At 74.1% G+C, this 19,065-nt stretch carries 16 protein-coding genes; 14 read left to right on the plus strand and 2 right to left on the minus strand.

Annotated elements, in window-relative coordinates; genetic code table 11:
• Nucleotides 1–49 precede the first annotated feature (49 nt).
• The 7 genes from AB0H57_RS04490 to AB0H57_RS04520 all read left to right on the plus strand — a co-directional run bounded on the left by AB0H57_RS04490 (nucleotide 50) and on the right by AB0H57_RS04520 (nucleotide 9,499).
• Nucleotides 50–397: an STAS domain-containing protein gene (locus tag AB0H57_RS04490; RefSeq protein WP_357502573.1), complete on the plus strand. Its 348-nt coding sequence runs from the start codon at nucleotides 50–52 to the stop codon at nucleotides 395–397.
• Complete coding sequence (locus AB0H57_RS04495; RefSeq protein ID WP_357502575.1) at nucleotides 394–831, plus strand: ATP-binding protein; 438 nt, start codon at nucleotides 394–396, stop codon at nucleotides 829–831. The genes AB0H57_RS04490 and AB0H57_RS04495 overlap by 4 nt, the downstream gene beginning before the upstream one ends.
• 344 nt (nucleotides 832–1,175) lie before the next feature.
• The gene (locus AB0H57_RS04500) at nucleotides 1,176–3,539 is read left to right on the plus strand and encodes a sodium-translocating pyrophosphatase (RefSeq protein WP_357502577.1); all 2,364 of its coding nucleotides are present in this window, start codon (nucleotides 1,176–1,178) and stop codon (nucleotides 3,537–3,539) included.
• Between the two features lie 119 nt (nucleotides 3,540–3,658).
• Nucleotides 3,659–4,201, plus strand: a complete 543-nt coding sequence (locus tag AB0H57_RS04505) for a hypothetical protein (protein WP_357502579.1) — start codon at nucleotides 3,659–3,661, stop codon at nucleotides 4,199–4,201.
• Nucleotides 4,192–4,827 carry a hypothetical protein gene (locus tag AB0H57_RS04510; RefSeq protein WP_357502581.1) on the plus strand — a complete coding sequence of 212 codons (636 nt, stop codon included), beginning with the start codon at nucleotides 4,192–4,194 and terminating at the stop codon, nucleotides 4,825–4,827. The genes AB0H57_RS04505 and AB0H57_RS04510 overlap by 10 nt, the downstream gene beginning before the upstream one ends.
• 373 nt (nucleotides 4,828–5,200) lie before the next feature.
• Nucleotides 5,201–8,068 carry a type I DNA topoisomerase gene (topA, locus tag AB0H57_RS04515; RefSeq protein WP_357502843.1) on the plus strand — a complete coding sequence of 956 codons (2,868 nt, stop codon included), beginning with the start codon at nucleotides 5,201–5,203 and terminating at the stop codon, nucleotides 8,066–8,068.
• 201 nt (nucleotides 8,069–8,269) lie between these two features.
• Nucleotides 8,270–9,499 (plus strand): CapA family protein, encoded by a 1,230-nt coding sequence (locus AB0H57_RS04520; protein WP_357502583.1) that lies wholly within the window; start codon nucleotides 8,270–8,272, stop codon nucleotides 9,497–9,499.
• Here AB0H57_RS04520 and AB0H57_RS04525 read toward each other — a convergent pair.
• Complete coding sequence (locus AB0H57_RS04525; protein WP_357502585.1) at nucleotides 9,451–10,788, minus strand: D-arabinono-1,4-lactone oxidase; 1,338 nt, start codon at nucleotides 10,786–10,788, stop codon at nucleotides 9,451–9,453. The genes AB0H57_RS04520 and AB0H57_RS04525 overlap by 49 nt on opposite strands.
• A gap of 226 nt (nucleotides 10,789–11,014) precedes the next feature.
• Here AB0H57_RS04525 and AB0H57_RS04530 point away from each other — a divergent pair, with 226 nt between their 5' ends.
• Complete coding sequence (locus tag AB0H57_RS04530) at nucleotides 11,015–11,590, plus strand: TetR family transcriptional regulator (protein WP_357502845.1); 576 nt, start codon at nucleotides 11,015–11,017, stop codon at nucleotides 11,588–11,590.
• Nucleotides 11,591–11,701: 111 nt separating this feature from the next.
• Here AB0H57_RS04530 and AB0H57_RS04535 read toward each other — a convergent pair whose 3' ends face one another.
• Nucleotides 11,702–12,910 (minus strand): alanine racemase, encoded by a 1,209-nt coding sequence (locus AB0H57_RS04535; protein ID WP_357502587.1) that lies wholly within the window; start codon nucleotides 12,908–12,910, stop codon nucleotides 11,702–11,704.
• A 379-nt stretch (nucleotides 12,911–13,289) separates the two neighbouring features.
• Between AB0H57_RS04535 and tmk the strand changes: the two genes are divergently transcribed.
• From tmk to ricT, 6 genes are all read left to right on the plus strand, one after another.
• A complete protein-coding gene (gene tmk, locus AB0H57_RS04540; protein WP_357502847.1) occupies nucleotides 13,290–15,389 on the plus strand; it encodes a dTMP kinase in 2,100 nt (699 codons plus the stop codon).
• Nucleotides 15,389–16,603, plus strand: a complete 1,215-nt coding sequence (locus AB0H57_RS04545; protein WP_357502589.1) for a DNA polymerase III subunit delta' — start codon at nucleotides 15,389–15,391, stop codon at nucleotides 16,601–16,603. Before tmk ends, AB0H57_RS04545 begins: the two co-directional genes overlap by 1 nt.
• A gap of 122 nt (nucleotides 16,604–16,725) precedes the next feature.
• Nucleotides 16,726–17,055 carry a YbaB/EbfC family nucleoid-associated protein gene (locus tag AB0H57_RS04550; protein WP_357502591.1) on the plus strand — a complete coding sequence of 110 codons (330 nt, stop codon included), beginning with the start codon at nucleotides 16,726–16,728 and terminating at the stop codon, nucleotides 17,053–17,055.
• A gap of 1 nt (nucleotide 17,056) precedes the next feature.
• Nucleotides 17,057–17,362, plus strand: coding sequence for a hypothetical protein (locus AB0H57_RS04555; protein WP_357502593.1), 306 nt, complete (start codon nucleotides 17,057–17,059; stop codon nucleotides 17,360–17,362).
• Nucleotides 17,362–18,093: a hypothetical protein gene (locus AB0H57_RS04560; RefSeq protein ID WP_357502594.1), complete on the plus strand. Its 732-nt coding sequence runs from the start codon at nucleotides 17,362–17,364 to the stop codon at nucleotides 18,091–18,093. The genes AB0H57_RS04555 and AB0H57_RS04560 overlap by 1 nt, the downstream gene beginning before the upstream one ends.
• Before the next feature lie 128 nt (nucleotides 18,094–18,221).
• A complete protein-coding gene (gene ricT / locus AB0H57_RS04565; RefSeq protein ID WP_357502596.1) occupies nucleotides 18,222–19,064 on the plus strand; it encodes a regulatory iron-sulfur-containing complex subunit RicT in 843 nt (280 codons plus the stop codon).
• Nucleotide 19,065 lies beyond the last annotated feature (1 nt).

Consider the following 19,065-nt stretch of genomic DNA (forward strand, 5'->3'; position numbering starts at 1 on the left):
GGTGGTTAGATGCCCAGGAGAGTTTACGGCTCTTGCGAGGGAGGGACCGATGGAGCTGTCGCTGACGACCCGCACCGTGGGCGAGCACACGGTGCTCGAGGTCGGCGGTGAGGTGGACGTCTACACGGCCCCCCGCCTGCGCGAACGACTCCTCGAGTTGATCGACGGCGGGGCCCGTCAGGTCGTGGTCGACCTCGGCCGGGTGGACTTCCTCGACTCCACCGGCCTCGGCGTGCTGGTCGGCGCGCTCAAGCGGCTGCGCACCGTCGGTGGCACGTTCGCGCTGGTCTGCGACAAGGAGCCGCTGCTCAAGATCTTCCGGATCACCGCCCTGGACCAGGTCTTCCCGCTGCACGCCACGGTCGACGCGGCGGTCGCCGCCGGCCCGGCGGCATGATGGCCGCGGTCAAGCTCTCGTTCTCGCCCGCACCGGTGCACGTCCGCACCGCCCGGCTGGTCGGCGTGGCGGTCGCCCGCCGTGCCGGCGTACGGGAGGACCTGCTGGACGAGGTGCGGCTGGCCATCGGTGAGGCGTGCACCCGCGCGGTGGCCCTGCACCGCCAGTACCACGTGCCCGACCCGGTGCTGATGGAGATGGACGACACCGGCTCCTACACGGTGCGGGTGATCGACCGGGCGCCGATCGAGGCGAGCATCGGGCTGACCGCGTTGGACGCCGACCAGTTGGCCAATGAGTCGCTCGACGAGGACGATCTCACCACCGGCGTCGGCTTCGCCCTGCTCGCCGGGTTCGTCGAGGATCTGCAGGTGCGCCCGGTGCCGGAGGGCATCGGCACCGAGGTCCGGATGGTGTGGCCCGTCGGTCGCTGACCCCACCCCGCAACCACCCGCCGGCCGAGGCCGGCGATCCAATGAGGCCGCGTCCCGCCGGGATGCGGCCTCGTCGTGATGGCCGCCTTCTATATCAGATATTTCCTCATAACACAGCGACGAAGATCATCGGGACACGGCGGCCCCTCCGTGTGACCTCCAACACTGCGTAGGGCTACAGTACCCGGGTTGTCAGCAAGTGATCCGTTCCCGCAGCCAGCGGGAACGGGTGTTCATCGCTGGTCCGCCGGGGTGGGTTGGCGCGCGCTTGCGAGTCCACATCCAAGGCGTCGGCCCGTGCGTCTCCACGGACCGACGCGAGTGTTCGGTACAGGAGGACACAGATGTCCGGGACCTTGGCCGCCGACAGCGGCGGGCTGTCCCTTACCGGAGCCAACGTGACGTACGTCGTCATCGCCGCGGTCATCGCGCTGGTGGCACTCGTCTTCGCCGCCGCCCTCACCAGGGCGGTACTGGCAGCCGGCAAGGGCACCACCAACATGCAGGAGATCTCCGGGGCGGTCCAGGAGGGCGCCTCGGCCTACCTGCTCCGCCAGTTCAGGACGCTGGCGATCTTCGTCGTCGTCGCCGTCGTACTGCTCTTCCTGCTGCCGGTGCACGACACCGACGGCAGCGAGGTCGCGGTGAAGATCGGCCGGTCGGCCTTCTTCGTGGTGGGCGCCCTGTTCAGCGCGTTCATCGGTGGTGCCGGCATGTGGCTGGCCACCCGCGCCAACCTGCGGGTCGCCGCGGCGGCCCGGGAGCGCGAAGGTGGCCGTGAGGGCGCCATGAAGATCGCGTTCCGCACCGGCGGCGTGGTCGGCTTCCTCACCGTCGGCCTCGGTCTCTTCGGCGCCGCGCTGGTCGTGCTGCTCTTCGAGGGCGACGCGCCGACGGTGCTGGAGGGCTTCGGCTTCGGCGCCGCGCTGCTGGCCATGTTCATGCGGGTCGGCGGCGGCATCTTCACCAAGGCCGCCGACGTCGGCGCCGACCTGGTCGGCAAGGTCGAGCAGGGCATCCCCGAGGACGACCCGCGCAACGCCGCCACCATCGCCGACAACGTCGGTGACAACGTCGGCGACTGCGCCGGCATGGCCGCCGACCTCTTCGAGTCGTACGCGGTCACGCTGGTCGCCGCGCTGATCCTCGGCCGGGCCGCGTTCGGCGAGACCGGCCTGGTCTTCCCGCTGATCATTTCCACCATCGGCGTGCTGGTCGCGATCGTCGGCGTGTTCATCACCCGGCTGCGGACCAGCGACCGCAGCGGCCTGACCGCGATCAACCGGGCCTTCTACCTCTCCGCGCTGATCGCGGCGGTGCTGGTGGCGATCGCCGCCTTCGCGTACCTGCCGGCGACCTTCGACGAGCTGGAGGGCGGGCTCACCGGCGTCGACCGCAACCCGCGGCTGGTGGCCATCGGCGCGGTCGTGATCGGCATCGTGCTGGCCGCCGCGATCCAGGCGCTCACCGGCTACTTCACCGAGACCAACAAGCGTCCGGTGCAGGACATCGGCAAGAGCTCGCAGACCGGCGCGGCCACCGTCATCCTCGCCGGCATCAGCGTCGGCCTGGAGTCGGCGGTCTACTCGGCGCTGCTGATCGGCGCCGGCGTGTTCGGCGCGTTCCTGCTCGGCGGCAGCTCGATCACGCTGTCCCTGTTCGCGGTGGCGCTGGCCGGCACCGGCCTGCTCACCACGGTCGGCGTGATCGTGGCGATGGACACCTTCGGCCCGATCTCCGACAACGCCCAGGGCGTGGCGGAGATGTCCGGCGACATCGACGAGCACGGCGCGCGGACGCTGACCGAGCTGGACGCGGTCGGCAACACCACCAAGGCGATCACCAAGGGCATCGCCATCGCCACCGCCGTGCTGGCCGCGACCGCGCTGTTCGGCTCGTACACCGACACGCTGCAGTCCGCGGTCGCCGACGCCCGCGGGCTGGGCGCCACCGACCCGGCGGTCGGCAACGAGATCATCAACTTCCTCAACGTGGCGAACCCGCGCAACCTGGTCGGCCTGATCATCGGCGCCGCGGTGGTGTTCCTCTTCTCCGGGCTCGCCATCAACGCGGTCTCCCGCTCGGCCGGCGCCGTGGTGATGGAGGTCCGCCGGCAGTTCCGCGAGCTGCCCGGCATCATGGACCGCACCCAGCGCCCGGAGTACGGCAAGGTCGTCGACATCTGCACCCGGGACGCGCAGCGCGAGCTGCTGACCCCCGGCCTGCTCGCCATCCTCGCCCCGATCGCGGTCGGTTTCGGCCTCGGCCCCGGCGCGCTGGCGGCGTACCTGGCCGGCGCGATCGGCGCGGGCACGCTGATGGCGGTGTTCCTGGCCAACTCCGGTGGCGCCTGGGACAACGCCAAGAAGCTGGTGGAGGACGGCGCGTACGGCGGCAAGGGCTCCGACGCGCACGCCGCGACGGTCATCGGCGACACCGTCGGTGACCCGTTCAAGGACACCGCCGGCCCGGCGATCAACCCGCTGATCAAGGTGATGAACCTGGTCTCGCTGCTGATCGCGCCCGCCGTGGTGGCGTGGAACGTCGGCGACGACGCGAACACCCCGCTGCGGGTGGCGGTCGCCGTGGTGGCCACGCTGATCATCGTCGCGGCGGTGGTGTTCAGCAAGCGCAAGGGCGTGGCGATGAACGACTCCGGCTCCGGGGTGGACACCCCGGACCAGCGGCCGGAGACGATCAACGCCTGAGCGCTCGGGACGGTGACGGTTCCCGGTCGGCACCCGCCGGCCGGGAACCGTGCCGTCCGGCCCGCGCCCGGCAAACCTGACCGGTGGCGGTTCCACGGTCAGGCCGTACGCTGCAACGCATGCGTACGTGCCGGGCGTCTGCCGCCGGGAAACTCACGGTGGTCCTGGCCACGCTCCTGCTCACGGTTGGCGCCTGCGGCGGTGGCCCCAGCCCTCGGGCCTGGGCCGCGTCGGTCTGCGTGGCGCTCGCCCCGTGGCGGGCGGAGATCAGCAAGCTGACCAGTGGGACCCAGCAGCAGATGACCGCGCAGACCACCCCGGCGCAGGCCCGGGAGAACCTGGTCCGGCTCTTCGACGGGGCCCACCGGGCCAGCGAGGACGCCCGCCGGCAGGTGGCGGAGGCCGGCGTCCCGGAGATCTCCGGGGGGGAGGAGATCTCCGCCGGCTTCCGGTCCTCGCTGACCCGGATGCGGGACGCGTACGGCCGGGCCCGCGACGCCGTGCGCGGGCTGGACACCAGCCGGCCCGCCACCTTCTATGACGGGGTGCAGAGCGCGGTGGAGAACCTGAGCAAGGAGTACGACGCGAGCGCGCTGGACACCAGCCGGCTGCGCTCCGAAGAGCTCAAGGCCGCCTTCGACGAGGTCCCGGAGTGTCGCTGACCCCACCCGACTCACCCCCCGACCCGGGCCGCCAGCTGTCGCTGTTCGGCACCGAGGCCGCCGATCCGTCCGTGGCCGACCTGGCCGGCCTGCTCGCCGGGCCGGGGGAGGTGGTCCGGATGGGGGGCACGGCGCGGCTGTCGGTGGTGGTGGACGCGGGCTGGCGGGTGCACGTGCTGGTGGCGGAGCTGGCCGCGCGAGGGCTGGCGGCGACCTGGGAGACGGTCGGCGACGAGGAGACGGGGCAGCGGCGGCACACCGTGCGCACCGCGTACACGAGCACCCTGGCGCCGCTGGCGCTGGCCTGGGCCCGCGGCGGCGTGAAGCGGCCACCCGCGGCCTTCCACCTCAACGGGCGCCGGCTGCGGATCTGGCTCGCCGCGGCCGGCCGGGCCGATCCGCCGGGCTTCCGGCTCCGGCTCGGCGCGGCCGACGAGCAGTGCTGGGAGCCGGTGGGGCGGGCGCTCGCCGCGGTCGGCCTGGCCGGGACGCTGCTGGACGCCGGCGCGGGCGGCCCGGCGTACCGGATCGCCGGCCGGCGGCGGCTGGGCCGGTTGGCGGAGCTGGTCGGGGACCGCCCGACCGCCGCGCCCCCGGCCGACTGGCCGGCGCGACCCGGCCGGTGAGTCGGGGCCGGCGCGGTCGCGCTCAGCCGCCCGGCCGGGGATCGCCCCGAGCTGCGGCAACCGGCACCGGCCAGGTGTCCGATCAAGGACAGCTGGCGCGGTGGTCCGGGCCGGAAAACGGCCGGATCTGACCTCCACCGACGGTGCGGCGTCGTCACAGTCACCACTTCGCGGCCTACCCACGGTGTACGGTGGCGCCGTCCGGCACAACCGCCGGGGCGGCCGGCCCGTGGGGCGCCGCACCGGACGATCGCCGCCCGTGACAACCGGAAACCGGGCGGCGCGTTACGTTGGACATCCACCATCGGCGGTGGCCTGCTGGTGCAACGCGGCCCGAAACGGGCATTGAGTAGGAGTGAGGTCGGAGAGAGACGTGCCGAGTAATGCTGGAACCACCCGTCTGGTCATCGTCGAGTCACCGGCGAAGGCCAAGACGATCTCGGGCTATCTCGGCCCGGGGTACGTCGTGGAGGCCAGCTTCGGCCACGTCCGGGACCTCCCGCGCAACGCCGCCGACGTGCCGGCCAAGTACAAGGGCGAGCCGTGGGCCCGGCTCGGGGTGGACGTTGACAACGGCTTCCACGCCCTCTACGTGGTCTCCGCCGACCGCCGGCAGCAGATCAGCAAGCTGGTGAAGCTGGCCAAGGAGGTCGACGAGATCTTCCTGGCGACGGACGAGGACCGCGAGGGCGAAGCCATCGCCTGGCACCTGGTCGAGACGCTCAAGCCCAAGGTGCCGGTCAAGCGGATGGTCTTCCACGAGATCACCAAGCCGGCCATCCAGGCCGCGGTGGCCAACCCGCGCGAGATCGACCGGGACCTGGTCGACGCGCAGGAGGCCCGGCGCATCCTCGACCGGCTGTACGGCTACGAGGTCTCCCCGGTGCTGTGGAAGAAGGTCATGCCGAGGCTCTCGGCGGGCCGGGTGCAGTCCGTGGCGACCCGGATCGTGGTCGAGCGGGAACGCCAGCGGATGGCCTTCCGCACCGCGGAATACTGGGACATCCTGGCCACCCTGGCGGTGGCGAACGCGGGCGAGGGCCCCCGGAACTTCAACGCCACCCTGGTCGCGCTGAACGGCGACCGGATCGCCACCGGCAAGGACTTCGAGCCGACCACCGGCCGGGTGAAGCCCGGCGCCGGGGTGGTCCACCTCGACGAGGGCGGGGCCCGGGGGCTCGCCGCCCGCCTGGCGGACCGGCCGTTCACGGTCACCCGGGTCGAGGAGAAGCCCTACCGCCGCCGCCCGTACGCGCCGTTCATCACCTCGACCCTCCAGCAGGAGGCGGCCCGCAAGCTGCGCTTCTCGTCGCAGCAGACGATGCGCACCGCGCAGCGGCTGTACGAGAACGGCTACATCACCTATATGCGTACCGACTCGGTGAACCTGTCGGAGACCGCCATCGCGGCGGCCCGCCGGCAGATCGTCGAGCTGTACGGCGAGCGCAGCGTGCCGCCGGAGCCGCGCCGTTACACCGGCAAGGTGAAGAACGCACAGGAGGCGCACGAGGCGATCCGCCCGGCGGGGGACAACTTCCGCACCCCGGGCGACGTGGCCCGGGAGCTGTCCGGCGAGGAGTTCAAGCTCTACGAGCTGATCTGGCGGCGGACCATCGCCTCGCAGATGACCGACGCGGTCGGCTCCAGCGTCTCGGTGCGCATCCGCGCGGTCTCCACGGCGCAGGAGGAGGCCGACTTCGGCGCCACCGGCAAGACCATCACCGACCCGGGCTTCCTGCGGGCGTACGTGGAGTCCAGCGACGACGAGAACGCCGAGGCGGAGGACGCCGAGCGGCGGCTGCCCACCCTGGTCAAGGACCAGCCGCTGACCGCCGACGAGCTGGCCGCGCAGGGGCACCACACCCAGCCACCGTCGCGCTACACGGAGGCGTCGCTGGTCAAGGCCCTGGAGGAGCTGGGCATCGGCCGCCCGTCGACGTACGCGTCGATCATGCAGACCATCCAGGACCGGGGGTACGTCTTCAAGCGCGGCCAGGCGATGATCCCGTCGTTCCTGGCGTTCGCGGTGATCGGGCTGATGGAGCGGCACTACCCGCGCCTGATCGACTACGACTTCACCGCCAGCATGGAGAACGAGCTGGACGAGATCGCCGGCGGCGACCACGCCGCGGTGGACTTCCTCACCTCCTTCTACTTCGGCAGCGCCAACGGCACCGGCGACCAGACGATCGCCCGTTCCGGCGGGTTGAAGAAGCTGGTGACTGAGGATCTCAGCGAGATCGACGCGCGCAGCGTCAACTCGATCCCGCTGCACACCGACGACGAGGGCCGCGAGGTCGTCGTCCGGGTCGGCCGGTACGGGCCGTACCTGCAGCGGGCGCTCCCCGGCGAGCAGCCCACCCCGTCGGGCGAGGGCGAGGAGGGCGGCGGCCAGGGGGACCGGGCGCCGATTCCCGAGGGCCTGGCGCCGGACGAGCTGACCCCGGAGAAGGTGCACGAGCTGTTCCTCGGTGGCGGGGGCGAGCGCAAGCTCGGCGACGACCCGGGCACCGGCGAGCCGATCGTGCTCAAGTCCGGCCGGTTCGGCCCGTACGTGTCCAGCGGGGAGCGCAAGTCGTCGCTGCTGCGCTCCCAGTCGCCGGACTCGCTCACCTTCGCCGACGCGTTGAAGCTGCTCAGCCTGCCCCGGGTGGTCGGCGTCGACCCCGAGGGCAACGAGGTGCAGGCCAACAACGGCCGCTACGGCCCGTACGTCAAGCGGGGCGAGGAGTTCCGGTCGCTGGACTCCGAGGAGAAGCTGTTCACCGTCACGCTGGAGGAGGCGTTGGCCCTGCTGGCCGCGCCGAAGGCCCGCCAGCGCCGGGCCGCGGCGCCGCCGCTGCGCGAGATGGGTAACGACCCGCTGACCGAGAAGCCGCTGGTCATCAAGGACGGGCGGTTCGGGCCGTACGTCACGGACGGGGAGTTCAACGCCTCGCTGCGGCGCGGGCAGACCCCGGAGGAGCTGACCCTGGCGCAGGCCTCGGAGATGCTCGCCGAGAAGCGGGCGAAGGGGCCGGCGCCGAAGAAGAAGGCGGCGAAGAAGGCGGCACCGGCGAAGAAGACGACGGCTGCCAAGAAGACGACCGCCGCCAAGAAGGCGACGGCCACCAAGGCGACGGCGGCGAAGAAGACCGCGGCCGCCAAGTCCACCGCGGCGAAGAAGGCGGCCACCGCAAAGGCCGCCCCGGCCAAGAGGGCCGCCCCGGGCAAGGCCACCGCCGGCACCGAGAGCGACTGACGTCGCCGCCACGCCCGCCGCCCCGAGGCTGCGGGTTGCGGCATTTCGTGCTGAGCTCGCCGCCGCTGGGGTGCGGGTTGCGGGTTTGCGGGGGAGTGGAGTGGCCGTTTCGCGACAGCGGAGAGAGCGACCGCCCACCTTAGGGTGAAATGTCCGAACTGAGGGCCGCAGCCGATCCGCCGCGCACCTAACGTGAGCCAGATGCTCGTATCCGTGGTGGCCCGCAGGGCGCTCCTCGCCGTCGGGATGGCCGTCGTCCTGCTGCTCGCCGTGATGGTGGGTTGGCAGGCGCTCCGCCCGGCCGACCACGCCGGGCCGGGTGCCGCGCCGCCGGGCGCCGCGTCGCCGGCGGCCGGGCCGACCACGGGCCGGGCGGCCGCATCGGAGCCGCCGGCCCGTCGGACGTTGCGCCTGGTCGCCGCCGGTGACGTGCTGGTCCATCCGGCGGTCACCGAGCAGGCCCGCCGGGACGCCGGCGGGTCCGGCCTCGACTTCGCGCCGATGTTCGCGGGCGTGGCGCCGGTGGTGCGCGGGGCCGATCTCGCGCTCTGCCATCTGGAGACCCCGCTGGCCGACCCGGCCGGCCCGTTCTCCGGTTATCCGTCGTTCAACGCGCCGCCGCAGGTGCTCGCCGGGGTGCGGTCCGCGGGCTTCGACGGCTGCTCGACCGCCTCGAACCACACGCTGGACCAGGGCGCCGAGGGGGTGGCCCGGACGATCCGGGCGCTCGACGCGGCCGGCCTCGGGCACACCGGGAGCGCGCGCAGCGCCGCCGAGGCGGCCACCCCGCGCATCTACCGGGTCGGCGGGGTCCGGGTCGCGCACCTGGCGTACAGCTTGAACTTCAACGGCCTGGACCGCCCGGCCGGCCGGGAGTGGCTGGCCAACCTGATCGACCCGCCGGAGATCCTGGCCGCCGCCCGCCGGGCCCGGGCCGCCGGCGCGGACATCGTCGTGCTCAGCCTGCACTGGGGTACGGAGTACGAGCATCGGCCCGACGCCGACCAGCGGGACTGGGCCCGGCAGCTGATCGCCTCGCCGGACGTGGACCTGATCCTGGGCCACCACGCCCACGCCGTGCAGCCGTTCCAGCGGTTCGGCGACAAGTGGGTGGTCTTCGGGATGGGCAACCAGTTGGCCAGGCACGCCGACCCGGTCGACGACAACCGTGAGGGGGTGCTGGCCCGGGCCACCTTCACCGAGGTGGCGCCCGGCCGCTGGCAGGTGACCCGGATGGAGGCGCTGCCCACCTGGACCGACCTCGCGCCCCGGCTGCGCCTGGTCGACCTGACCGCGGCGCTCGCCGACCCGGGCACCGCACCGGCCGCCCGGCGGGACTACCAGGCCGCGTACGACCGGGTGCTGGGATACGTGGGGGCCGGTCAGGCGGTCGTGCCGGAGGGCGCCCCGCCGAGCACCCGGTCCAGGTAGCCGTTGCCGAACACCCGCCCCGGGTCGAGCCGGTCGCGCAGCGCCAGGAAGTCGGCGAACCTCGGGTACGCGGGGGCCAGCGACGCCGCGTCCCGCCAGTGCAGCTTGCCCCAGTGCGGCCGGCCGCCCAGCTCCGTCGCCACCCGCTCGAACGCCCGGAAGTACGGCTCGTACGGCATCCCGACGTACTGGTGCACGGCGAGGTAGACCGAGTCCCGTCCGTAGCCGTGCGAGAGCCAGATGTCGTCGGCGGCGGTGAACCGCACCTCGACCGGGAAGAGCACCTTGAACGGCAGCCCGTCGACGATCCGCCGCAGGGCGTCCAGCGCCTCGGGCAGGGCGGCGCGCGGCAGGCCGTACTCCATCTCCACGAAACGGACCCGGCGGGGGGTGCAGAAGATTGCGTCGGAGCGGCCGGTGTAGCTGCGCTCGGTGAGCGCCCGGGCGGAGATCGCGCTGATGGCGGGGGCCAGCGCCGGCACGGCGCGGCCCAGCCGGCAGGCGCCCGCGAAGACGGTGTTGGCGAGGAAGTCGTCGTCCAGCCAGCCGCGCCAGCGGGGCAGCGGCCGGTCGTCGGCGGGCACCCGGTCGTTGGTCTTGACCTGCACCCGGTCGGTGTACGGGAACCAGTAGAACTCGACGTGGTCGTGCCGCTCGACCAGCGCCGGCAGCTCGGCCAGCACGGCGGCCAGCGGCGCCGGCCGCTCGTGTGCCCGCAGCACGAAGGCGTCCACGCAGCGCAGGGTCACCTCGACCAGCACGCCGAGCGCGCCCAGGCCGACCCGGGCGGCGGCGAGCACGTCCGGGTGCTGCCCGGCGGTGCAGCGCAGCACCTCGCCGGTGCCGGTGACCAGCGTCAGCGCCTCGACGAAGGTGGACAGGCAGCCGTAGCCGGCGCCGGTGCCGTGGGTGCCGGTGGAGATCGCCCCGGCCACCGTCTGGGCGTCGATGTCGCCCAGGTTGGGCAGGGCGAGACCGTGCTCGGCGAGCAGCGCGTTGAGGGTTCGCAGGGTCATCCCGGCGGGTACGGTGACCAGCCGGGCGGATCGTTCCACCCGAATGTCGGTGCGCAGGGCGCCGAGTTCCAACTGCCGGCCCTCGGGGCGGGCGATGGGGGTGAAGGAGTGCCCGCTGCCCACCGGGCGGATCCGCTCGCCCGCCGCGCCGGCCGACCGAACGGCCTCGACGACGCCGTCCACCGTGGCGGGGCGCAGCACGGCGCCGGGGTCGGCGTGCTGGTTGCCGGCCCAGTTCGACCAGGCGGTGGTGGGCGGCGCAGTGGCGGCCATCGACCCTCCTCGACATGAATGTGAACTGCCTTCATATCAGGAACGTTGTGCCTGGTAAATACCGCAATCGGGGTCCGATCGTTAGTACCGGTAGTCACGGACTCGTGACGTGCAGATATGTTCATCCGTCGAAGGGGGGTGGCGCCGAGTGTCCACACCAGCCGCCACGACCGGACCGCTGCGCCGCGTTCCGGTGCAGGGTCGAAGTGTCGCGCGGGTCCAGCGGATGCTGGACGCCTGCGCGGAGCTCGTCGACGAGGTCGGTTACGAGGGGCTGACCACGACGTTGCTCGCCGAGCGGGCCGAGGTGGCGATCGGGTCGGTCTATCAGTTCTTTCCGGACAAGCGGGCGATCGTCCAGGCGTTGACCCTGCGCACCATGGAGTCCTACCTGCAGCGGCTCGACGAGCGGTTCGCCTCCGACGACCTGACCCACTGGTGGGACGGCGTCGACGCGGGCATCGACGAGTACATCACGATGCACCGCACCGTCCCCGGCTTCCGTACCCTGCACTTCGGCGACGTGGTCGACCTGCACCTGCTCGACGAGCAGCGCGACAACAACGGCGTGATCGCCGACCAGTTGGCCCGGGTGTTGACCGAACGGTTCGGCCTGCGTGACGTGCCCGACCTCCGGTTCCACCTGGAGATCGCCGTCGAGGCGGCCGACGCCCTGATCAAGCTGGCGTTCCGCCGCCGGCCCGAGGGCGACGCCCGGGTCCTGATCGAGGCGAAGGCGCTGATCCGGGAGTACCTCTATCGCCAGGTCGACACCAGGACCGAGGCCGGTCAGTCCAACTGAGCGGGGTCCGCCACCGGCCGCAAGCCGGCGGCGACGCGGGGGAGCCCGGGGTGCGACCGGGCAGGACCAGGGCGGCGGGCGCCCGAGGTGCGCCGGGAGCCCCGCCGCCGCTCACAGATACGCGTGACCCTCGCCCCGGTAGGTGGGCACGGTCGCCACGACGGCGTCGCCGTCGACCAGGTGCAGCTCGTTGACGTGCTCGCAGAGTTCGCCGGCCTTGGCGTGGCGGAACCAGACCCGGTCGCCGACGCGCAGGTCGGCCGCGGCCCGCCCGGCCAGCGGGGTCTGCACCTCGCCGGCCCCCTCGGCGCCGAGCAGCTTCAGCCCCGCCGGCAGCCACGGCCGGGGCAGTCGGCTCGCCGCCGCCGGGCCGGAGGCGATCCAGCCGCCGCCCAGCACGGTGGCCAGGCCCGGCCCCGGGCGCCGGACCACCGCGCAGGCGAAGAACGCGGCCGGGGTCGGCCGCCAGGCCCGGTACGCGTCGAACAGCGTCGGCCCGTACAGGCCCGATCCCGCGGTGACCTCGGTGACCGCGGGATCCGCGCTGGTCGCGGCCAGGCTGCCGGTGCCGCCGCCGTTGACGAACGCCAGGTCGGCGTGTTCGCGTACCGCGGCCACCGCCGCGCCCCGGCGGGCCAGCAGTTCCCGGTACGAGCCGCGCTGGGCGAGCCGGATCGCGGCCCCGTACGCCGCCTGGCCGGGCGGGGCGTCACCCAGGCCGGCGATCTGCGCCTCGTACGCCATCAGGCCGACCAGCCGGAAGCCCGGCCGGCCGGTGATGGCGGCGGCCAGCGCGCCGGCCGCCCGGGCGCTGTGCACCGGTGAGCGGCGCACGCCCACGTGCACCCGACCGCCCAGTGGCCGCCAGGAGGCGTCGAGTTCGAGGCAGATCCGCAGCGGCGGGCGCCGCCCCGGGGGGCACTCGGCGTCGATCAGGTCGAGCTGCTCGGTCCCGTCGACCATCAGCGTCACCGCGCCGGCCAGCGCCGGGTCGGCGGCCAGCCGGGCGAGCGCGCCCCGGTCGGCGGTCGGGTACGCCACCAGCGCGTCGTCGGTCACCCCGGCCTCGACCAGCCGGAGCGCCTCGGGCAGCGTGAAGGCCATCACGCCGCGCCAGCCCGGCCGGGCCAGCGCGCGGGCGATCAGCTCGGGGCACCGCAGCGACTTGCTGGCGATCCGGATCGGCTTGCCGCCGGCCCGCTCGGCGAGCGCGGCGGCGTTGGCGTCGAAGGCGGCCAGGTCGACCACCGCGTACGGCGGGTCGAGGTGGGCGGTCGCCGCGTCCAGGCGCCGCCGGAGTTGCTCGGTGTGGGTCACCACGTCTGCACGCTAACTGTCTGGGAGTGAATGCGAAATCCCCTCGCGTCTGTCCGGGCTGCGCCGGCTGGTGCCGGCGGCCTAGGCTCGGCGAGCAGGATGTCGTGGACGGGGAACATCCCGACCGCGGGACTAGAGTGTTCCACCGGGGGTGCCCAACGTTGGGCCGGCACGTGGAGGTACGGCCATCGAAAGCCAGCAGAACGGCGAGTCGTCCGGCGTGTCGCCGTCGGGTCCGCAGCCCGCGGGGTCGGCGGACCGACGCGCGGCGGACGGCCACGCCCACCCGGACCTCGACGACACCTCGGCCGGCGCCGAGGCCCGGCAGCCCGGCGGGGGCAGCGCCCAGGCCGACCGCTCGGGTGCCACCGCGATCCGCTCGGTGCTGCGCATCCGGCCGTTCCGCCGGCTCTGGATCGTGCTCGGCGTGGCCTCCTTCGGTGACTGGCTCGGCCTGCTCGCCACCTCCGTCTTCGCCGCCGCGCAGGTCTCCGGCAGCACCGCGCAGGGCGCCGCGTTCGGCGGTGTGATCGCCATCCGGCTGCTGCCCGCCCTGCTGCTCGGCCCGGTGGCCGGCGTCTTCGCCGACCGGTTCGACCGGCGCTGGACGATGGTCATCTGCGACCTGCTGCGGTTCGTGCTCTTCGCGTCCATCCCGCTCTACGCCCTCACCGGCGCCCCGGGCGGCCTGGTGGTCGGCTGGGCCGCGATCGCCACCTTCCTGATCGAGACGATCACCCTGCTGTGGATCCCGGCCAAGGAGGCCGCGGTCCCCAACCTGATCCCGCGTGCCCGGCTGGAGGCGGCCAACCAGCTCACCCTGATCACCACGTACGGGCTGACCCCGGTGGCCGCCGCCGTCGGGCTGGCCGTGCTGGACCGCAGCGTCCGGGGCGCCACCGGCGGCGAGATGCCCGGCTGGGCCGAGCCGGCCCAGCTCGCGCTCTGGTTCAACGCGTTCTCCCGGCTGGCCACCGCGCTGGTGGTGGCCCTCGGGATCAAGGAGATCAGCTACGCCCAGCGCGGCGAGGCGGAGCGCACCGAGCAGAGCATGTTCCGCCAGTTCGCCGAGGGCTGGCGGTACATCGGCCAGACCCCGCTGGTCCGCGGCCTGGTGCTCGGTATCTTCGGCGCGTTCGCCGGCGGCGGCATCGTGATCGGCACGGCGAAGTTCTTCGCCGCCTCGCTCGGCGCCGGCGACGCCGCCTTCTACCTGCTCTTCGGCGCGATCTTCGTCGGCCTCGCGCTCGGCATCGGGCTCGGCCCGATGATCGTGCGGGACATGTCCCGCCGCCGCTGGTTCGGCATGAGCATCGTGCTGGCCAGCGCCTCGGTGCTCGTGCTCGCCTTCGCCATCCACCTGTCCATGGCGATGCTCGGCGCGATCCTGGTCGGCGCCGGCGCCGGAATGGCCTTCCTGGCCGGCACCACGCTGCTCGGCGGCGAGGTCGCCGACGAGGTGCGCGGGCGGGTCTTCGCGGTGGTGCAGATCGGCACCCGGCTGGTGCTGATCCTGGCGCTGGCGCTGAGCAGCGTCCTGGTCGGCGTCGGCGGTTCGCGCCAGCTCACCATCGCCGACCTCGGCATCTCCGTCTCCTCCACCCGGCTGCTGCTGCTGGTCGCGGGCGCCGCCGGGATCTTCGCCGGGATCAGCGCGTTCGGGCAGATGGACGACAAGAAGGGCGTGCCGGTCCTGGCCGACCTCTGGGGCTCGATCCGGGGTCGCCCGCTGCTGCCGGCCGAGCCGTTCGTCTCCGCCGGGCTCTTCGTGGTCTTCGAGGGCGGCGAGGGTGCCGGCAAGTCCACCCAGTTGGAGGCGCTCGCCGGCCGGCTGCGCGGGCTGGGCCGCGACGTGGTGGTGACCCGCGAGCCCGGGGCCACCCCGGTCGGCGCGCGGATCCGCTCGATGGTGCTGGACAATGCCGGCGCCGAGGCGCCCTCGCCCCGGGCCGAGGCGCTGCTCTACGCCGCCGACCGGGCCCACCACGTGGCCACCGTGGTCCGGCCGGCGCTGATCCGGGGCGCGGTCGTGGTCAGCGACCGGTACGTCGACTCGTCCCTGGCCTACCAGGGCGCCGGCCGTACGCTGCCGGTCGACGAGGTCTCCTGGCTCTCCTCCTGGGCCACCGGCGGGCTCAAGCCCGACCTGGTGGTGCTCCTCGACGTCGAGCCGCGCACCGGCCTGTCCCGGGTGGCGGCCCGCAACCAGGGCGCCGACCGGCTGGAGGCGGAGTCGCTCGCCTTCCACGAGCGGGTCCGGTACGCCTTCCTCGACCTGGCCGCCAACGACCCGAAGCGCTACCTGGTGCTGGACGCGTCCCGCCCGGCCGAGGAGATCGCCGAGCTGGTCGGCCGCCGGGTGGACGAGTTCCTCGCCGACCCGGCCGGCATCGTGCACCCGCGCCCCGCCCAGGGCCCGGACACCTCGGTGCAGCCGGAGTTATCCGAGGCGGAGCTGGTGACGCTGGAGCGCCGGACCTGATGCCGGACGTCTTCGCCGACCTGGTCGGGCAGGACGAGGCGGTCGACACGCTGCGCCACGCGGCCGCGTCGGCCGCCGCGGTGCTGCGCGCCGCCGACCCGGCCGGCGAGGAGCGGGCCGGCGACGTCGGCGGCGGAATGACCCACGCCTGGATCTTCACCGGCCCGCCCGGCTCCGGCCGTTCGGTCGCCGCGCGGGCCTTCGCCGCGGCGCTCCAGTGCCGGGACGGCACCGGCTGCGGCGAGTGCGCCGGCTGCCACACCACCCTCACCGGCACCCACGCGGACGTCCGGCTGGTGGTGCCGGAGGGGCTCTCCATCGGGGTGAGCGAGATGCGCGCGCTGGTGCTGCGCGCGGCCAGCACCCCGACCGGCGGCCGGTGGCAGATCGTGATCATCGAGGATGCCGACCGGCTCACCGAGGCGGCCGGCAACGCGCTGCTCAAGGCGGTCGAGGAGCCTCCGCCGCGGACGGTGTTCCTGCTCTGCGCCCCGTCCACCCACCCGGACGACGTCTCGGTGACCATCCGGTCGCGGTGCCGGCTCGTACCGTTGCGGCAGCCGCCGGCCGCCGCGGTGGCCGAGGTGCTGGTCCGGCGGGACGGGATCGCCCCGGACGTGGCGGCCTGGGCCGCGGCCGCCGCGCAGGGCCACGTCGGTCGGGCCCGGCGGCTGGCCCGCGACCCGGAGGCGCGCAAGCGCCGGGACGCGGTGCTCGCGGTGCCCCGCCGGCTGACCGGGGTGGGTGCCGCCTTCGACGCGGCGTCCGCGCTGATCGAGGCGGCCGAGGCGGAGGCCGTCGCGTCGGTCGCCGAGAGCGACGAGGCGGAACGGGCGGCGTTGCAGACCGCGCTCGGCGCGGGCGGCACCGGGCGTGGCGCGGCCGGTGCGGCCCGGGGCGCGGCCGGTCAGCTCAAGGAGTTGGAACGGCGGCAGAAGTCGCGGGCCACCCGCGCCCAGCGGGACGCCCTGGACCGGGCCCTGGTCGACCTGGCCGGGTTCTACCGGGACGCGCTGACCACGGCGCTGCGCGCGCCGGTCGCACCGGTGCACACCGACACCGCCGCCGTGGCCGCCGCCGGGGCGCAGAAGTGGGCGGCCGAGGGGTCGCTGCGCCGGCTGGAGGCCGTGCTGGAGTGCCGGTCGGCGATCGAGGCGAACGTCAAGCCGCGGATCGCGGTGGAGGCCATGATGCTCGCCCTCTGGCGGGGCTGAGCGGCGCCGGGGCCGCTGTCCACAGGGCATCGACAGCCTCGATTCCGGTGCGGTACGGTCCGGTGACGCCACGGTGATCGTGGCGGGACGCTCAGTGAGGGCCTGCCGGGAGGAGTCCGCCGATGCCGCGCGGGGAGATCGACGAGGCCTGGATCGAGGAGGCGGTGCGGCGCTACCGCCGCATCGAGTCCCTGCAGGCCGAGTTCGACCAGGCGGTGTCCACCGTGGAGGTCACCGTCCGCTCGCCCGACGGGCTGGTCGAGGTGGTGGTGACCGCCGGCGGCCGGATCACCGACGTCCGGTTCCTCGGCCCCCTGCACTCCCGCAGCCCACGGGACGTGGCCGGCTCGGTGCAGGCCGCGGTGACCGCCGCGGCGGACGCCGCCCAGTGGGCCCGGGAAAAGCTGCACAACGAGACCTTCGCCGCCTACCGTCCGCTCGCGGGGGCCTGAGATGGACGCCCTGCGCGCCCTCGCCGCGCGGCTCGACGAGGCGAGCGACACCCTGACCACGCTGGCGCACACCGTCACGGCCACCGACCCGGCCCACCCGGCGTTCGGCGCGGACGCGCCCGGCCGTCCCGGCGAGATCGGGCGGGCCCTGCACCGGCGCTGGGCCGAGGCCACCGGCGACCGGTCCCGGGAGGCGGCCGCCGCCGCGGCCCGGCTCGCCGCCGCCGCGGCCGCCGTCCGTGCCGCCGCCGACCGCTACGCCGACACCGACGACGCCGCCCGCCGCCAGCTGAGCAGGGAGGCCTGATGGACGCCCTGGACCGGCTCGCCGAACCCGGGCTGGACCTGCTGCGCCGGGTCGACGTCCTGCTCGCCGCCGGCGTGCCGGAGGGGCACCCGGTCTGGCCGCTGCTGCGCCGGATGCAGGTGCTCCCCGGCGACGCGCTGCGCGCCTTCCTCGACCTCCATTCGGCGCCGCTGGCCTCCGCCGGCGACGCGGTGCGCCGGCTCGTCCAGGGGTACGACGACGCGTCCGCCGCGCTGACCGATCCGGGCCTCTGGGCCGGCCCGGCCGCGGCCCACTACGACCAGGCCCGGGCGACCCTGCTGCGCCACCTCGACGAGGGGCCGGAGAGCCTGGTCGGCCGGATGGAGGCGACCGCCGGTTATGCCGACGCGCTCGCCGACTGGGTGACCGGCAGCCGGCTGGCGGTGGCCCGGGCGCTGGCCGACGTGCTCCGCTGCACCGAGGCGGTGGCGGTGGTCGCGGCGACCCGGCCGGGCGCGGCCACGGCGGGTGCGTTCCCCGGTGGCGCCACGGTCGATGCGTCCGCCGGTGGCGCCACGGCCGCCGGTCGCGCCGGAGTCGCCGAGGCCGCGGTGATCGCCGCCCGGGTGCTGGCGGTGCTCAGCGTCGCGTACGACGGGGCCGAGACGCTGCTGCGCCAGTGGTCGCCCAGCCTGGCCGAGTCGACCTGGCGGCCGGTGGCGGAGGCGGGGCCGCGCTGGAGCGGCGCCGGCACCCGGATCGGCCGCTGACCCGCCCGGGCGAGGCAGGACCGCACGACCGGGCCGGCGCCGGGCCGACGGAGGTGGACCGTCGCGCGCGGTGACCACCCGGCGACGGCCGGCGCGCCGCGGTCGGACCGGCGACGTAGGGTGAGGCCATGGGCATGCTCTGCGCGGTCAGCTTCAACCGGTACGGGCGCCTCTACTACCTCGACCCCGGTGAGCTGCGCCCGCAGGTGGGCGACAAGGTGCTGGTGCCCACCGACGAGGGGCCGGAGGTGGCCGAGTGCGTCTGGGCCGCCCAGTGGGTCACCGAGGACACCGACGGCTTCCCCAGGCTGGCCGGCCTGGCGCAGGAGGACGACCTGCGCCGCGACGAGCTGCTGCGCCGGCGCAAGGCGGACGCCAAGGTCGCCGCGAAGCGGCTGATCCGGGAGCACGGCCTGCCGATGAAGGTGGTGGCCGTGGACCACGTCCTCGGCCAGGTCGAGGGCGGTGGCGGGGAACGGACCACCATCTACTTCACCGCCCCGCACCGGGTCGACTTCCGGTCCCTGGTCCGCGACCTGGGGGCGACCCTGCACTGCCGGGTGGAGCTGCGTCAGCTCTCGGCCCGTGACTCGGCCCGGGTGCAGGGCGGCATCGGCTCCTGCGGGCGTGACCTGTGCTGCGCCACGTTCCTCAAGGACTTCGAGCCGGTCACCATCCGGATGGCCAAGGACCAGGACCTGCCGCTCAACCCGCTGCGGATCTCCGGCGCCTGCGGCCGGCTGATGTGCTGCCTCAAGTACGAGCACCCTCTGTACCAGCGCTTCCAGGAGTCCGCGCCGCCGATCGGCAGCCGGGTGGGCACTCCCGAGGGCGACGGCAAGGTGGTCGGCCACAGCGTCCCGAGGGACACGGTGACGGTGCGCCTGGACGCCGACGGCTCCCGCTGCGCCTGCTCCCGCGCCTCCGTCTGCGCCCCCCGCCAGGCCCACGACCAGCACTACCCCCACTAAC

It is taken from the genome of Micromonospora sp. NPDC050686, from assembly GCF_040654475.1.
Classification (GTDB): domain Bacteria; phylum Actinomycetota; class Actinomycetes; order Mycobacteriales; family Micromonosporaceae; genus Micromonospora.

Coding starts and splice junctions, on each gene's coding strand:
- AB0H57_RS04530 (WP_357502845.1), top strand. CDS start 11,015: ATGCTGGACGCCTGCGCGGAGCTCGTCGACGAGGTCGGTTACGAGGGG.
- AB0H57_RS04520 (WP_357502583.1), top strand. CDS start 8,270: ATGCTCGTATCCGTGGTGGCCCGCAGGGCGCTCCTCGCCGTCGGGATG.
- AB0H57_RS04550 (WP_357502591.1), top strand. CDS start 16,726: ATGCCGCGCGGGGAGATCGACGAGGCCTGGATCGAGGAGGCGGTGCGG.
- AB0H57_RS04560 (WP_357502594.1), top strand. CDS start 17,362: ATGGACGCCCTGGACCGGCTCGCCGAACCCGGGCTGGACCTGCTGCGC.
- AB0H57_RS04505 (WP_357502579.1), top strand. CDS start 3,659: ATGCGTACGTGCCGGGCGTCTGCCGCCGGGAAACTCACGGTGGTCCTG.
- ricT (WP_357502596.1), top strand. CDS start 18,222: ATGGGCATGCTCTGCGCGGTCAGCTTCAACCGGTACGGGCGCCTCTAC.
- AB0H57_RS04495 (WP_357502575.1), top strand. CDS start 394: ATGATGGCCGCGGTCAAGCTCTCGTTCTCGCCCGCACCGGTGCACGTC.
- AB0H57_RS04555 (WP_357502593.1), top strand. CDS start 17,057: ATGGACGCCCTGCGCGCCCTCGCCGCGCGGCTCGACGAGGCGAGCGAC.
- AB0H57_RS04490 (WP_357502573.1), top strand. CDS start 50: ATGGAGCTGTCGCTGACGACCCGCACCGTGGGCGAGCACACGGTGCTC.
- AB0H57_RS04545 (WP_357502589.1), top strand. CDS start 15,389: ATGCCGGACGTCTTCGCCGACCTGGTCGGGCAGGACGAGGCGGTCGAC.
- AB0H57_RS04500 (WP_357502577.1), top strand. CDS start 1,176: ATGTCCGGGACCTTGGCCGCCGACAGCGGCGGGCTGTCCCTTACCGGA.
- AB0H57_RS04525 (WP_357502585.1), bottom strand. CDS start 10,788: ATGGCCGCCACTGCGCCGCCCACCACCGCCTGGTCGAACTGGGCCGGC.